The 14,760-nt window shown below is 62.1% G+C and carries 18 protein-coding genes; 12 read left to right on the forward strand and 6 right to left on the reverse strand.

Features of this window, described 5'->3' with window-relative positions; translation table 11 throughout:
* Positions 1–19: 19 nt before the first annotated feature.
* From ACWTU8_RS08005 to ACWTU8_RS08015, 3 genes are read right to left on the reverse strand one after another with little or no spacing between them, the layout of a single operon-like run.
* Positions 20–508, reverse strand: a complete 489-nt coding sequence (locus ACWTU8_RS08005) for an SRPBCC family protein (protein ID WP_455847697.1) — start codon at positions 506–508, stop codon at positions 20–22.
* Entirely contained in the window at positions 505–819 is a 315-nt protein-coding gene (locus ACWTU8_RS08010; protein ID WP_455847698.1) for an ArsR/SmtB family transcription factor, read from the reverse strand. Before ACWTU8_RS08010 ends, ACWTU8_RS08005 begins: the two co-directional genes overlap by 4 nt.
* Positions 820–864: 45 nt before the next feature.
* On the reverse strand, positions 865–1,557 hold the full coding sequence (locus tag ACWTU8_RS08015) for a cupin domain-containing protein (protein WP_455847699.1): 693 nt from the start codon (positions 1,555–1,557) through the stop codon (positions 865–867).
* Between ACWTU8_RS08015 and ACWTU8_RS08020 the strand changes: the two genes are divergently transcribed.
* Positions 1,463–1,981 carry a single-stranded DNA-binding protein gene (locus tag ACWTU8_RS08020; RefSeq protein ID WP_029352883.1) on the forward strand — a complete coding sequence of 173 codons (519 nt, stop codon included), beginning with the start codon at positions 1,463–1,465 and terminating at the stop codon, positions 1,979–1,981. The genes ACWTU8_RS08015 and ACWTU8_RS08020 overlap by 95 nt on opposite strands.
* Before the next feature lie 133 nt (positions 1,982–2,114).
* Positions 2,115–2,540 carry an OsmC family protein gene (locus ACWTU8_RS08025; protein ID WP_455847700.1) on the forward strand — a complete coding sequence of 142 codons (426 nt, stop codon included), beginning with the start codon at positions 2,115–2,117 and terminating at the stop codon, positions 2,538–2,540.
* Between the two features lie 87 nt (positions 2,541–2,627).
* Here ACWTU8_RS08025 and ACWTU8_RS08030 read toward each other — a convergent pair whose 3' ends face one another.
* Both ACWTU8_RS08030 and ACWTU8_RS08035 read right to left on the reverse strand, forming a co-directional pair.
* On the reverse strand, positions 2,628–3,257 hold the full coding sequence (locus tag ACWTU8_RS08030) for a MarC family protein (RefSeq protein WP_455847701.1): 630 nt from the start codon (positions 3,255–3,257) through the stop codon (positions 2,628–2,630).
* Positions 3,258–3,335: 78 nt separating this feature from the next.
* On the reverse strand, positions 3,336–3,872 hold the full coding sequence (locus tag ACWTU8_RS08035) for a hypothetical protein (protein ID WP_455847702.1): 537 nt from the start codon (positions 3,870–3,872) through the stop codon (positions 3,336–3,338).
* Between the two features lie 86 nt (positions 3,873–3,958).
* Between ACWTU8_RS08035 and ACWTU8_RS08040 the strand changes: the two genes are divergently transcribed.
* Both ACWTU8_RS08040 and gyrA read left to right on the forward strand, forming a co-directional pair.
* A complete protein-coding gene (locus ACWTU8_RS08040) occupies positions 3,959–4,813 on the forward strand; it encodes a helix-turn-helix transcriptional regulator (RefSeq protein WP_455847703.1) in 855 nt (284 codons plus the stop codon).
* 192 nt (positions 4,814–5,005) lie between these two features.
* Positions 5,006–7,816 (forward strand): DNA gyrase subunit A, encoded by a 2,811-nt coding sequence (gene gyrA, locus ACWTU8_RS08045; protein ID WP_455847704.1) that lies wholly within the window; start codon positions 5,006–5,008, stop codon positions 7,814–7,816.
* 45 nt (positions 7,817–7,861) lie between these two features.
* On the opposite strand, the gene ACWTU8_RS08050 is transcribed toward gyrA, so the two are convergent.
* A complete protein-coding gene (locus ACWTU8_RS08050) occupies positions 7,862–8,014 on the reverse strand; it encodes a hypothetical protein (protein ID WP_455847705.1) in 153 nt (50 codons plus the stop codon).
* 297 nt (positions 8,015–8,311) lie between these two features.
* Between ACWTU8_RS08050 and coaD the strand changes: the two genes are divergently transcribed.
* The 8 genes from coaD (at position 8,312) to ACWTU8_RS08090 (ending at position 14,694) form a co-directional block, all read left to right on the forward strand.
* Positions 8,312–8,812 (forward strand): pantetheine-phosphate adenylyltransferase, encoded by a 501-nt coding sequence (coaD, locus tag ACWTU8_RS08055; protein ID WP_127211165.1) that lies wholly within the window; start codon positions 8,312–8,314, stop codon positions 8,810–8,812.
* A gap of 73 nt (positions 8,813–8,885) precedes the next feature.
* Positions 8,886–9,476 carry a peptidylprolyl isomerase gene (locus ACWTU8_RS08060; protein ID WP_455847706.1) on the forward strand — a complete coding sequence of 197 codons (591 nt, stop codon included), beginning with the start codon at positions 8,886–8,888 and terminating at the stop codon, positions 9,474–9,476.
* A 28-nt stretch (positions 9,477–9,504) separates the two neighbouring features.
* On the forward strand, positions 9,505–10,017 hold the full coding sequence (locus ACWTU8_RS08065; RefSeq protein WP_455847707.1) for a peptidylprolyl isomerase: 513 nt from the start codon (positions 9,505–9,507) through the stop codon (positions 10,015–10,017).
* The gene (locus ACWTU8_RS08070) at positions 10,014–10,412 is read left to right on the forward strand and encodes a hypothetical protein (RefSeq protein WP_455847708.1); all 399 of its coding nucleotides are present in this window, start codon (positions 10,014–10,016) and stop codon (positions 10,410–10,412) included. The genes ACWTU8_RS08065 and ACWTU8_RS08070 overlap by 4 nt, the downstream gene beginning before the upstream one ends.
* Before the next feature lie 12 nt (positions 10,413–10,424).
* Positions 10,425–11,537: a tRNA preQ1(34) S-adenosylmethionine ribosyltransferase-isomerase QueA gene (gene queA / locus ACWTU8_RS08075; RefSeq protein WP_455847709.1), complete on the forward strand. Its 1,113-nt coding sequence runs from the start codon at positions 10,425–10,427 to the stop codon at positions 11,535–11,537.
* Positions 11,534–12,664, forward strand: a complete 1,131-nt coding sequence (gene tgt, locus ACWTU8_RS08080; protein WP_455847710.1) for a tRNA guanosine(34) transglycosylase Tgt — start codon at positions 11,534–11,536, stop codon at positions 12,662–12,664. Before queA ends, tgt begins: the two co-directional genes overlap by 4 nt.
* 209 nt (positions 12,665–12,873) lie before the next feature.
* A complete protein-coding gene (locus tag ACWTU8_RS08085; protein WP_455847711.1) occupies positions 12,874–13,110 on the forward strand; it encodes an Lrp/AsnC ligand binding domain-containing protein in 237 nt (78 codons plus the stop codon).
* Positions 13,111–13,281: 171 nt separating this feature from the next.
* Complete coding sequence (locus ACWTU8_RS08090; RefSeq protein WP_065009640.1) at positions 13,282–14,694, forward strand: circularly permuted type 2 ATP-grasp protein; 1,413 nt, start codon at positions 13,282–13,284, stop codon at positions 14,692–14,694.
* The last annotated feature ends 66 nt before the right edge of the window (positions 14,695–14,760 follow it).

The raw sequence follows: 14,760 nt of genomic DNA on the forward strand, positions 1-14,760 counted from the left end.
CTTTTCTCCGTTGTGCCGCTCAGGCCGCGCGCAGGAAAAGGCGAGGCGTGTTTGCGGCAATGGTCTGTTTGGGGCTGTGTGCGTTGAGCGAAAGCCGGCAACCGGCGCCCACCATCGCAACCGCAGGCGTAGCTACCCGCGCAAATCCATCGTGGACGATGCGCAGATGCGTGCCGCCCGACACGGTGCGGTCGAGCGTGAAGGTGACGATACTGTCCATTGGGCTGTCGAGCGGATCCGGTGCGTCGCCCGGCGCCGCTCGCTCCCGCCAGGAATAGCGCAGCAAGCGTTCGGGCTCAGCGTTGAGGATTTCGCACTCGATCGGTGCACCCGCCTTAGCAAAGGCAAAGCGACTGCCGATCTCGGGCTTGATGTCGTTCGGCATCATCCAGGCCGCGAGCAGGTCCGGCACCGTCAGCGCCCGCCATACTTTTTCCGGCGGGTCTGGAAGCTCGCACTCGAACTCGATCGAGTCTGCCGCCATGTACAAATGCTGTTTTGCCTTCATTGGTCCATATCCTTCAAAACCGCCTTGAGCCTTTCGATACGCTCGGGCCAGAACGCCCGGTAGCGCTCGATCCAGCCGAGCAGTGGCTCAAGTCCTTGCGGATCGGTGCGATAATAGGCGTTGCGGCCGGCCCGCCGCTCGACCACTAGGCCGGCGCCGCGCAGCACCGCGAGATGCTGCGAGACGGCCGGTTGCGACACGGTCATGCCGCTGCGCAGTTCCGATACGGTCATCTCGCCCGCGGCGAGCCGTTCGTAGACGGCGCGTCGCGTCGGGTCGGAAAGCGCTCGAAAAATCTCTGCTTCGATCATGATAGAAGCATAAGTCTGCACTTATTGGTTTGGCAAGCGGTCTTTTTACGACGCCCAACGTCTCATCGGTTGGGCCAATCCGTCGAAGGTTGCCTCGAAGAATGGCGACGCAAGCACGGCATAGACGTGAAGTTCTTCTATGCCAACATTCCGGAAGCCATGTTTCCGATGCGCCGGTATAACAAGCGATTGCCCCGAGGTAAGGACGGTACGCTCGTCGTCGATCCACATCTCGGCCTTGCCTGCGACCACCGTCAGCACTTCCTCCACCGGGTGCCAATGCGTTGGGGCGCCAACTGTGGGCTCCACCCATTGCTCGAATATGCAAAGTTGCGTTGTACCGTTGCGGGCCGATACATGCATGCGCGTTTCCACTCCCGCTCGCCATTGCTCGCGCTGATGGTCTTCATGTGCGACTGGCTTCAATGGATTTTCCCCCTGATCCCGGTCGGCTCCGATGTCGAAAGTTCCGGGCAGAGATACTACATACTGCTGACAACCATTGACAGCGCATCGCCTGCATCCTAGAACGAAAACGGAACAAAAACCTTGTGGGAAAAGCCAGCTGTAGCGGACGTGGATTGCCTTAAGGCTGTAAGGTGCGGCCTCAAAAATTTGTTTCGGATGAGCGCGGAGAAGTATCATGGCGGGTAGCGTCAACAAGGTCATTCTGGTGGGCAATCTCGGGGCGGACCCGGAAATCCGCCGTTTGAATTCGGGTGAGCCGGTCGTCAACATCCGCGTCGCTACCTCGGAAAGCTGGCGCGACAAGACTTCCGGCGAGCGCAAGGAAAAGACCGAGTGGCACAATGTCGTCATCTTCAACGACCAGCTCGCCAAGGTCGCCGAGCAGTATCTGAAGAAGGGTGCGAAGGTTTATGTCGAGGGCCAGTTGCAGACGCGCAAATGGCAGGACCAGACCGGCAATGATCGCTACACGACTGAGATCGTGCTGCAGAAATTCCGTGGCGAGCTGCAGATGCTCGACGCGCGCGGGCAAGGCGAGGGCGGTCAGGTCGGCAGCTATGCCGGTGGCGGCAGCAGCCGCGGTTCCGATTTCGGCCAGTCCGGCCCGGGCGAGAGTTTCAATCGCGGTGGCGGCAACAAGGGCGGTGGTGGCGGCGGTTCGTCGCGCGAACTCGACGACGAAATTCCGTTCTGATTTCTTGGGCGGACGTCCCTTACGCGGGCGAGAAACGCCAGCTACTTGAGGCCACGAATTGGCGTCCCGAAAATCTGTCTTGGATTTCGGGACGTTCTGCATTTAAGCGGTGCGCAGTGAAAGGACGTATTAGGTGAAAGCACGGGTCAAATGGGTCGAGGAGCGCACCTTTGTCGGCGAGTCCGGCAGCGGCCACAAGGTGGTGCTGGGGACTGCGTTCGGGCCGGAAGGCAGGACGCCGGGGCCGAGCCCGATGGAGCTTGTGCTGCTCGGCACCGGCGGCTGCTCAGCCTATGATGTCGTCCACATCCTCGAAAAGAGCCGCGAGGCGGTCGAAGACTGCGTGGTCGAACTCGACGCCGATCGGGCGGAGAAGGAGCCGCGGGTGTTCACCCGCATCCATATGCGTTTCATCGTCAAGGGTCGCGCGCTTTCGCGCGACAAGGTGAAACGGGCGATCGACCTGTCGATCGAAAAATACTGCTCGGCGACCGCGATGATGGCCAAGACCGCCGAGATCACCCACGACTTCGAAGTCATTGATACGATGGCGAGGTAGGATAGCGCCTGGTGGCGGCGGTTCGCCGCGCGAGCTGGACGACGATAATGACAGCCTCGGCAATCAAGCGCGAGGCCGCTTCCGTTTTCATGCTGCCATCAGCGCTTTGATGCCGTCCGCGACGAACTGCACGGCGAGCGCCGCCAGGATGACGCCGAGCAGCCGGGTCAGGATCGAGCGGCCGGTCTGGCCGAGGATGCGGTCGATGCGCTCGGCCAGCACGAACACCAGATAGGTGATGACAAGGCAGATCGCGATGATGCCGACAAGGGCTGCCTGCGCGCCAAAACCTGGAAAAGAGCCGGACAGCAGAACTGTCGCTGAAATCGCACCGGGACCGGCGATCAGGGGGATCGCCAGCGGAAAGGCGGCGATGTTGTGGATCATGTCCTTGGTGATGGCGACGTCGCCGATCTTTTCCTTGCGGTCCTGCCGGCGCTCGAACACCATTTCAAAGGCGATGAAGAACAGCAGGAACCCGCCGGCGACGCGGAACGCCGGCAGCGTGATGCCGAACACCGACAGGATCGATGCACCGGCGATTGCAAACAGCGCCATCACCAGGAAACCGATGATCGAAGCGCGGACGGAAACCTGGTTGCGTTCCGAGCGATTCATGCCGCGCGTCACGGCGAGGAAGAGCGGTGCCAGGCCTGGCGGGTCGATGGTCACGAGAATGGTGACGAAGGCGTTGAAAAGGCTGTCGAAGCTCGGCATCTCTGACCCTCCCCGCCGGGCCGTGCCCGAGACCCCTGCATTGGTAGAGCAAAGCAGCGTCAGCGGAAACCGTGCAGGTCAGGTGCTGCCGGCTCGCCGCGCCAGGAACTCGACTTCGAGCCGCCAGGTCGCGCCATCGTCCTGAGAGCGTTCGCCCAGCCAGCGGAAGGAGTTTTCGGTAATCCGGGAAAAGCTCCAGCGCACCGAGGCGCCGCTGCCGTCAGCGCCTTGCTGGACGATGGTGTCGCCCTCGGCGCGGCCGAGCTGGCGGCTGTAGTACTGGGTGCGCGGATCGCTCCAGAAAATATGCCAGGCGTCGGCGCCGGGGTCATAGACACGCAATGTCGTGCCATAGAAAGTCCATTTGCCGAGGGAGGGTGAGGGACCGGCGTCGCGCGCCGGCAGGATCCATACGTCCTGGATCGCGCGGCCCTCGAGCACCCAGCCGAAATGCACCTCGCCGCGCCCGGTCAGCACCTGGCCGTCCTCGAGGTGGCGCGTGGCATCGAATGTCCAGGCGCCGACGAAGCGGCCGTAAAGGTTCAGTTTTTCGGCCAGGCCCCCGGCAGGCTCGTCGCTGTGCAGGGCTTCGACAAAGGAAGATGAATTGAACATGATTTCGACCTCATCTTGTCAGGAGACTGGAGGGAATAGGCGGCGGCAGGGTTCTGTGCTTGGGAAAAATTGCTATCTTTCAAGCCATGACAACGAGCGCGCATACACTGGCGTCCGGACGAGGCTGGCAGGTGTTGGACGTGGTCTGCACCGCCGGCGCCGCCGATCGCCCGTTCGAGGAAGAGCATCGTAATTTCTGCGTCGCCGTGGTGACCAATGGCACATTCCGCTACCGCGCACGCCAGGGCAATGCGATGCTGACGCCGGGCGCGCTCCTGCTCGGCAACCCTGGCACGTGCTACGAGTGTGGGCACGAGCATGGCGCCGGCGACCGCTGCCTCTCCTTCCAGTTCGAGCCGGCCTATATGGAACAGATCGTTGCCGACATGCCGGGCGTGAAGAAGCTGGCCTTCGAGACGCCACGGCTGCCGCCCTTGCCGGCGCTGGCACCGCTGCTGGCCGAGGCGGAATCCGCACGCGAGATGGCCGACGTCGACGCGTTCGAGGAAATCGGTCTGCGGATTGCCGGCGCAGCCGTCGCCTCCGGCGTCACGCCTGCTGCCCGGGCGCCGAGCCGCCGCGACGAGAAACGTGTCGCGGAGGCGGTGCGGCGCATTGAGCTGGATGCCGACCGGCCGGTCTCGCTTGCTGCGCTTGCAAGCGAGACGGCGACCAGCCCGTATCATTTCCTGCGCACGTTCCGACGCGTCGCGGGCATGACGCCCTACCAGTTCCTGCTGAAAACCCGGCTGCACAGGGCGGCGGTGCGGCTGCGCATGTCGGACGAGGCGATCTCGACGATCGCCTTCGAGGCGGGGTTCAACGACTTGTCGACCTTCAACCACCGTTTCCGGCGCGTGATGGGGGAGACGCCCGGCGCCTACCGGGTCCGGCGGCGAGGCGCTAAATTGCCGAATGCATCCGCCGTTCCGGCGTTGTGAAGCAAAAATTGGTCTGACAATGAGCTTTGCCCCGGCGGCTACGAAAAGCGCCTCGGCCATATCGTCGCAATCAGTGATATCCTTTTGAAATCACCACAAGAATCGACACTGGAAAACTACCGCGGACATTGGAGTTTCGACCCGGCTTCCTATATAAGCACCGAGTGATTCCCGATTAGATTGTGACCTGATTTGACCGACCAGAAGACACCGCGCGGCGCCGACGGCGGCCCCACCGGCATCGAGCCGATATCCATCATCGAGGAGATGCAGCGCTCCTACCTCGATTACGCCATGAGCGTGATCGTCAGCCGTGCGCTGCCCGATGTGCGCGACGGGCTGAAGCCGGTGCATCGCCGCATCCTCTATGCCGCCCATGAGAGCGGCTACCACTGGAACCGCAAATACGTGAAGTCGGCGCGCCCGGTCGCCGACGTGATGGGTAAATACCATCCGCATGGCGACGCCTCGATCTACGACGCCTTGGTGCGCATGGCGCAGGATTGGTCGCTGCGCGTGCCGCTGATCGACGGGCAGGGCAATTTCGGCTCGATCGACGGTGATCCGCCGGCGGCGATGCGTTACACTGAATCGCGCCTGACGAAGGTCGCGCATGAGTTGCTGGAAGACATCGACAAGGACACCGTCGATTTCCAGGACACTTATGATGCGTCCGGCAGCGAGCCGAAAGTCCTGCCGGCGCGCTTTCCAAATCTGTTGGTCAACGGCTCCGGCGGCATCGCCGTCGGCATGGCCACCAACATCCCGCCGCACAATCTGGGCGAGGTCTGCAACGGCGCCATCGCCCTCATCGACAATCCGGCGATCGATCTGCCGGCGTTGATGGAGATCATTCCGGGGCCGGATTTCCCGACCGGCGGCATCGTGCTCGGCCGCTCCGGCATCTACAGCGCCTATTCGACCGGCCGCGGTTCCATCGTCATGCGCGGGCGCGTCAACGTCGAGGCGCGCGGCAACGACCGTGAATCGATCGTCATCACCGAAGTTCCCTACCAGGTGAACAAGTCGTCGATGATCGAGAAGATGGCGGAGCTGGTGCGCGACAAGCGCATAGAGGGCATTTCCGACATCCGCGACGAGAGCGACCGCCAGGGTTACCGCGTCGTCATCGAACTGAAGCGCGACGCGGTCGCCGACGTCATTCTCAACCAGCTCTACCGTTTCACGCCGCTGCAGACGTCGTTCGGCGCCAATATGGTGGCGCTGAACGGCGGCAAGCCGGAATTGCTGACGCTGACCGACATGCTGAAGGCGTTTGTCGCCTTCCGCGAGGACGTGATCAGCCGGCGCACGAAATTCCTGCTGCGCAAGGCGCGCGACCGCGCCCATGTGCTGGTCGGCCTTGCCATTGCCGTCGCCAACATCGACGAGGTCATAAAGCTGATCCGCACCGCGCCGGACCCGCAGACGGCGCGCGAGCAGTTGATGGAGCGGCGCTGGCCCTCAGGCGACGTCGAATCGCTGATCCTGCTGATCGACGATCCGCGCCACCGCATCAACGAGGACGGCACCTACAATTTGTCCGAGGAACAGGCGCGCGCCATCCTCGAACTGCGCCTGCAGCGCCTGACCGCGCTCGGCCGCGACGAAATCGCCGACGAGTTGAACACGATCGGCGACGAGATCAAGGACTACCTGGACATCCTGTCGTCCCGCGCCCGCATTCAGCAGATCGTCAAGAACGAGCTTGCCGCCGTCCGCGACGAGTTCGGCACGCCGCGCCGCACCGAGCTCTCCGAGGGCGGGGCTGATATGGAAGACGAGGATCTGATCCAGCGCGAGGACATGGTCGTGACGGTCAGCCATTCCGGCTACATCAAGCGCGTGCCGTTATCGCTCTACCGGGCGCAGCGGCGCGGTGGCAAGGGCCGATCCGGAATGTCGACCAAGGAAGAGGATTTCGTCACTAGGCTGTTCGTTGCCAACACACACACGCCGGTGCTGTTCTTCTCCTCGCGTGGCATCGTCTACAAGGAAAAGGTCTGGCGCCTGCCGATCGGCAATCCGCAGTCGCGCGGCAAGGCGCTGATCAACATGCTGCCGCTGGAGCAGGGCGAACGCATCACCACCATCATGCCGCTGCCTGAGGACGAGACCAGCTGGGGCGAGCTCGACGTGATGTTCGCCACCACCCGCGGCACGGTGCGCCGCAACAAGCTGTCGGACTTCGTCCAGGTCAACCGCAACGGCAAGATCGCCATGAAGCTGGAAGAGGAAGGCGACGAGATCCTCGGCGTCGAGACCTGCACCGACAATGACGACGTGCTTCTGACCGCAAGCTCCGGCCAGTGCATCCGCTTCTCGGTCAGCGACGTGCGCGTCTTCCAGAGCCGCAACTCGGTCGGCGTGCGCGGCATCGCCATGGCTGCCACCGACCGGGTGATCTCGATGGCGGTGATCGAACATGTCGAGGCGCCGCCGGCCGAGCGCGCCGCTTATCTCAGGCGAGTGGCGGCGGAAAGGCGGCTCGCCGCCGGCATTGCGGCGGGCGAGGACGAAGACATCCAGCTCACCAATGAGGAGGTCGGCGAGGAGACGGAGCTTTCCGACGAGCGCTACGAATTCCTCAAGGCACACGAGCAGTTCGTGCTGACGGTGACGGAGTATGGCTACGGCAAGCGTTCGTCTTCCTATGATTTCCGCCTCACAGGGCGCGGCGGCAAGGGCATCCGGGCCACCGATGTGTCGAAAGTGGCTGAGATCGGCCGTCTGGTGGCGACTTTCCCGGTCGGCAATGACGACCAGATCATGCTTGTCTCGGATGGCGGCACCGTCATCCGCGTGCCGGTCAACGGCATTCGTTTCGCCAGCCGGGCCACCAAGGGCGTGACCATCTTCAACACGGCCGACGGCGAGAAGGTCGTTTCGGTGGAGCGGATATCGGAACCGCAATCGGACGAGGAAGCCGAAGAAGGTGTCGAGGGCGACGCAACTCTGGATACCGGTACTGAAGACGTTGGCCCGGACAACAACGCCGAGTAGGTCTTGACGGGCAATGCCGGCCCGATGGGCCGGCGCCGTCAACAGCTAGCGGTGGCGAAACGGCTTGCGGATACCAAAGGCTCCGAGCCGCTTGGCACTGGACTTGGCGCGGACGCGCTCTGCTTCCTGATGCAGCCCGAATACGGTGGCGATCAGCATGGCGACGGTCATTGCGGTGGCGAGCATGTAGATCAGCATGTGCGTGTCTCCTGCACCAAGCAACGATTAAATGGGGTTTTGGTTTCATCTCCTGAAGCTGCAACCTAGTGAACGCTGCGTGAAGGCTTCGTGATCGGCCCGTTCATTGGTCGTTCATTTCGGCCAAAAGGTTCACACAAAGCGCATCGCGATTACCGTGGCTCAGGCGTTGCGCTTTGAGGCTCTATTTGGGTGCATGTCGTTGTCCAAATCCGCTGCACACTTTTGGGCGACATGCATTGGCGGCTCGCTGATCGGATTTGCCTTTGCGAGAGAGGCTCGCTAGAAGCACCTGCCATGACCGAACGCATCGCCCTTTATGCCGGCTCCTTCGACCCGCTGACCAACGGCCATCTCGATGTGCTGAAGGCGTCGCTGGCCGTGGCGGACACAGTCTATGCGGCGATCGGCATTCATCCCGGCAAAAAGCCGCTGTTTTCGTTCGAGGAACGGGTCGGCCTCATCGAAGCAGCGACGAAGGCCGAATTTGGCCGCGACGGCGCGCGCATCAAGATTGTCGCTTTCGACGGGCTGGTCATCGACGCGGCCAGGAAGCAGGGCGCCTCGATCATGATCCGCGGCCTGCGCGACGGCACCGATCTCGACTACGAGATGCAGATGGCCGGCATGAACGAGACGATGGCGCCGGAACTGCAGACAGTTTTTCTGCCCGCCAGCCCTTCGGTGCGAACCATTACCGCCACACTTGTTCGTCAGATAGCCTCCATGGGAGGCGACATCCGCCCCTTCGTGCCGGCGGCTGTGGCCGGCGCACTTACCGCCAAATTCGCGAAATAATGCGTGTCGCCCCAACGTGGAACCCGGTTTTGGGACAACGACACTTGAAACAAAGGTTTTCGGAGAAATATCCATGCCGCTCAAAAGGCTCGCCACCTGCTTTGTCGTTGTTTTCAGTCTTGTGGCTGCAACCGTTTCGGCGTTCGCGGTCGATCCGGAAAACACCATGATCATAACGCTGAAGGGCGGCGACGTGACAATCGCGCTCAGGCCCGATCTCGCGCCGAAGCATGTCGAGCAGATCAAGAAGCTGGTTCGTCAGGGCGCTTACGACAACGTCGCTTTCCACCGCGTCATCGACGGCTTCATGGCGCAGACCGGCGACGTGAAGTTCGGCAACATGAAGAACGGCTTCAACGCCGATGCTGTCGGTACTGGTGGTTCCGATCTTCCCGACCTACCGGCCGAATTCTCGACGTCCGAGCGCTACGAGCGCGGCGTGGTCGGCATGGCCCGCTCGCAGGACCCGGATTCCGCCAATTCCCAGTTCTTCATCATGTTCGCGCCGGCGCCGCCGCTCGATGGCCAGTACACTATCGTCGGTAATGTCGAGAACGGCATGGAGTTGGTGGACCAGATAAAGAAAGGCGATGCGGCACAGAACGGGGTTGTCACTGATCCCGATCGCATGATCAAGGTTCGCATCGCCGCCGACGGCAAGTAAACCCATTCGTTTCAAAGGATATTCTGACATGACCGAGATCAAGGACCGCGAGAACGCGCTCATCATGGAAACGACCAAGGGCAAGGTCGTCATCGAACTGTTTCCCGATCTGGCGCCTGGCCATGTCGGCCGCGTCAAGGAACTGGCGCGCGAAGGCGCTTATGACGGCGTGGTGTTCCATCGCGTCATCGAGGGATTCATGGCGCAGACCGGCGACGTGAAATTCGGCAATTCCACCAAGCCCTCTTTCGCACCGGCGCGCGCTGGCACGGGCGGCTCCGACAAGCCCGACCTGAAGGCGGAGTTCTCCAACGCCAATCACGGCCGCGGCACCTGCTCGATGGCGCGCTCGCAGAATCCGAACTCGGCCAATTCGCAGTTCTTCATCTGCTTCGACGATGCCGCCTTCCTCAACCGCCAATACACGGTCTGGGGCCAGGTCATCGAGGGCATGGACAATGTCGACAAGATCAAGCGCGGCGAGCCGGTGCCGGATCCCGACAAGATCGTGTCGCTGAAGGTGGCGGCCGATGTGAAATGACCTACCGGGCTGTCGCGGCTATCACTCTGATGCTTGTCGCGGCGGCCACTCCGGCGCTGGCGACGGAATCGATTGTTTGCAGTGCTGAAGGCGACGCGGCATCGATCGACGTCCTGATGGGGCACACTGCAGTCGTCGCGGTTGCGCGTGTATGGCTTGATGCCGGCGGCAGGAACTGGACCACCGACGGTCAGCCGGGTTCGACGAAAGTCATCGTCGGACAGGCATTCGAGGACGACCAGCACATGGCTATCGATCTCACCGATGAGGGCATCAGCTCGATCGTCGCCAAATTGCGACTGGTCAAGGCCAGCGAACAGTCCAATTTCGCAATGGGCGGCACGCTGAGCATCGACGGTGTTGGCGCCTGGGCGGTGACCTGCCCGGAATTTTGAGGCGGGATTTTCTTGCGCGTCGATCTTTTCGACTTTGATCTGCCGGAGGAGCGTATCGCGCTTCGACCGGCAGAACCGCGCGACAGCGCCAAAATGCTGGTTGTCAGGCCGGGTGAGAGGCGCGAAGACCGGACGGTGCGCGAGCTGCCGTCCCTGCTCGAGACCGGTGACGTGCTGGTCTTCAACGACACCAAGGTCATTCCGGCACAGTTAAAAGGCATCAGGCGGCGCGGCGAGGCGGTGGCGCAAGTCGAAGCCACGCTGCACATGCGGGTGGCTCCCGACCGCTGGCTGGCTTTCATGCGGCCGGGCAAGCGCATCGCCGCCGGTGACCGCGTCCATTTCGGCCATGACGCCAATTCCTGCTTTCTCGGCCAGCTCGATGCCACGGTGATCGAGAAGGGCGAGGCCGGCGAGGCTTTGCTCGGTTTTGACCTCTCAGGTCCGTTTCTCGATGAGGCGTTGCACGCCGTCGGTCACATTCCGCTGCCGCCTTACATCGCTTCGAAGCGCGACGACGACGAACGCGACCGCAACGACTACCAGACCATCTATGCTAGGGAGGAGGGGGCCGTGGCGGCACCCACTGCCGGCCTGCATTTCACGCCCGAGCTTTTCGCGGCGCTGGATGCGAAAGGCGTCGAGCGGCGTTTCGTCACCCTGCATGTCGGCGCCGGCACGTTCCTGCCGGTGAAAGTCGACGACACCGCCGATCACAAGATGCATGCCGAGATCGGTTCGGTCAGCCCGGAAACCGCCGAGGCGCTGAACGCGGCGAAAGCGCGCGGCGGGCACATCATCGCCGTCGGTACGACGTCGCTGCGCCTGCTGGAGAGCGCCGCGCGGGAGGACGGCACATTGGCTGGATGGTCGGGTCCGACCGACATCTTCATCACCCCCGGCTACCGTTTTAAGGCCGCCGACATGCTGCTGACCAATTTCCATCTGCCGCGTTCGACGCTGTTTATGCTGGTTTCGGCGTTTTGTGGTCTGGAAACAATGCGAGCGGCCTATGCGCATGCCATCGAGAACAGCTACAGGTTCTACTCCTACGGAGATGCAAGCCTTCTGTTCAAAGAGGAGAACGATGGACGCGCGCCCGGTATAGGACAAGAAATTCAATGACTAAGGCGTTCACCTTCGAGGTGCTGGCGACCGACGGGAAAGCGCGGCGCGGTTCCATCACTATGCCGCGCGGAGAAATCCGCACGCCAGCCTTCATGCCGGTCGGCACCGGCGGCACGATCAAGACCATGTATATGGATCAGGTGCGCGGCGTCGGCTCGGACATTATCCTTGGCAATACCTATCATCTGATGCTGCGGCCTGGCGCTGAACGTGTGGCGCGGCTTGGCGGTCTGCATGAATTCGCCCGCTGGCCGCATCCGATCCTGACCGACAGCGGCGGCTTCCAGGTAATGTCGCTGTCGAAACTGAGGAAACTCACCGAAAAGGGCGTCACCTTTCGCTCACATATTGATGGCGCCCCCTATGAGATGTCGCCCGAGCGCTCGATCGAAATCCAGGGACTGCTCGATTCCGATATCCAGATGCAGCTCGACGAATGCACCGCACTGCCGGCCATGGAGAAGGAGATCGAGCGGGCCATGGAGCTGTCGCTGCGCTGGGCCGAACGTTGCAAGACGGCATTCGGCGACCAACCGGGCAAGGCGATGTTCGGCATCGTCCAGGGCGGCGACATACCGGCCCTTAGGCTGCGCTCGGCGCAGGTGCTGAAAGCGATGGACCTCAAGGGCTACGCCATCGGCGGGCTGGCGGTCGGCGAGCCGCAAGCGGTGATGCTCGAAATGCTCGATATCACCTGCCCGGAGCTGCCGGCGGACAGGCCGCGCTATCTGATGGGTGTCGGCACGCCTGACGACATATTGAAATCGGTGGCACGCGGCATCGATATGTTCGATTGCGTGATGCCGACGCGCGCCGGCCGTCATGGCCTCGCCTATACAAGGCGCGGCAAGGTCAATCTGCGCAACGCTCGCCATGCCGACGATCCGCGCCCGCTGGACGAGGAGAGCAACTGCCCGGCCGCCAGAGATTATTCACGCGCCTATCTGCACCATCTGGTCCGCTCGCAAGAGGCGCTGGGGGCGATGCTGCTGACCTGGAACAATCTTTCCTACTACCAGAGGCTGATGCAGGATATTCGTGCCGCCATCGAAGCCGGCGCCTTCGAGGCGCGGGCGGCGGCAATTTCCGAGGGCTGGGCAAGGGGCGATATCCCGGTGATGTGAGCGGGCCCTCGCAGCGAAGCGAACGCGCGCAGGCATAGCCTGCGCTTGGCAGCGCTCCACAGTCTCATCGCCCGCGTGCATCCGTCGTTTGGCTGTACTAAAGCTTCCCTCAGGTCGCGTTCTGCCTGAGCGCCGACCTGATGCTTGAAAGCCGGGCGGCAGTCTGCCACAAGGGCCGCTTATGCGTGTAAGTTGAGCAGGACCGGGCAATGAAGGCATTTTTCGTGCAGATAAAGTGCGATCTGGGCAGGGCCTATGACGTTGCCGGCGCATTGGCCGATGCCGAGATCGCTTCGGAAATCTACTCGACAGCCGGCAACTACGATTTGCTCGCCAAATTCTATGTCGACGACGAGGAAGACATAGGCCACTTCGTCAACGAGAGGGTGCAGATTCTTCCCGGCATCAAGGACACGTTTACGGTCGTCACCTTCCGCGCCTTCTGAGTGACGCCGGCCCCTGCCCGGGCACAAGGCAAAGCCTCACCCAGCCATATCGGCGCTGCCCTATTTTTAGGCAGGTCGCGACATACTGATCGCCAGCATCCTCCAAATCACCGATTGCGCTTGATTTTCTCCCGTGACGCCAGTGAAATGGTCTCACAGGGGAGTATGCGATTGGCAGCGTTCGACGAAATGCTTCCGGAAATCTCCGGATTGAGAAAACCGTATTCGGCTTACGACCGCTGGCTGAAGGAGCAGGATCCGGCCAGGCTGACCGAGAAGATGCAGGACGCCGAACGCGTCTTTCGCAAGACCGGCATCACCTTTGCCGTCTATGGCGAGCAGGAAGCCTCCGAACGCCTTATTCCCTTCGATATCGTTCCGCGCATCATTTCCGGCAACGAATGGCGACGGCTGACGCAAGGCATCGAGCAGCGCGTCCAGGCGCTGAACGCGTTTCTCGACGATATCTACCACCGCCAGGAGATATTGCGCGCCGGGCGCGTGCCCAAGGAATTGATCGCCAGAAACGAGGCGTTCCTGCCGGAGATGATCGGGGTAAGGCCGCCGGCCGGCGTCTACACCCATATCATCGGCGTCGATATCGTGCGCATCAGCGAGAACGAATTCTACGTGCTGGAGGACAATGCGCGGACGCCGTCCGGCGTGTCCTACATGCTGGAGAATCGCGAGACGATGATGCAGCTCTTTCCCGAGCTGTTCCAGCAGATCAAGGTGCGGCCGGTGGAAAACTATCCGCAGCTCTTGCGCCAGTCGCTGGCGGCGGTGCGGCCGCAAAGCACCAAGGGTGCGCCGACCATTGCCGTGCTGACGCCGGGCAGCTTCAACTCCGCCTATTTCGAACATGCCTTCCTTGCCGACCAGATGGGCGTGCAGCTTGTCGAGGGGCAGGATCTGCGCGTCGTCGATGGCCACGTCGCGATGCGCACGACCGAAGGCTACAAGCAGATCGATGTGCTTTATCGAAGGGTGGACGATTCTTTCCTCGATCCACTGACCTTCCGTCCGGACTCGGCACTTGGAGTGCCGGGCATCATGGATGTCTACCGCGCCGGCAACATCACCATCGCCAATGCGCCGGGAACTGGCATCGCCGACGACAAGGCGATCTATTCCTACATGCCCGAGATCGTCGAATTCTACACTGGCCGCAAGGCAATCCTCGGCAACATCCCGACCTGGCGCTGCTCGGAGCCGGACAGCCTGAAATACGTGCTCGAACATATCGACGAGCTGGTGGTGAAGGAGGTGCACGGCTCAGGCGGCTACGGCATGCTGGTCGGGCCGGCGGCGACCAAGAAGGAATGCGAGGATTTTTCCAAGAAACTCGCGGCAAAACCGTCGAACTACATCGCCCAGCCAACGCTGGCGCTGTCGACCTGTCCGATCCTGACCGACAAAGGGCTGGCGCCGCGCCATGTCGACCTCAGGCCCTACGTGCTGGTTTCCGACCGCATCCAGATCGTGCCGGGCGGGCTGACGCGCGTGGCGCTGAAGGAAGGCTCGCTGGTGGTCAACTCATCGCAGGGCGGCGGCACCAAGGATACGTGGGTGCTGGATGATTGAGACGGGTAAGTAGTGAATAGTCAGTAGTCAGTACTCAGTAGTAGAGGAAAAGCACAATGCCGTACT

The organism is Mesorhizobium sp. BHbdii, assembly GCF_053848045.1.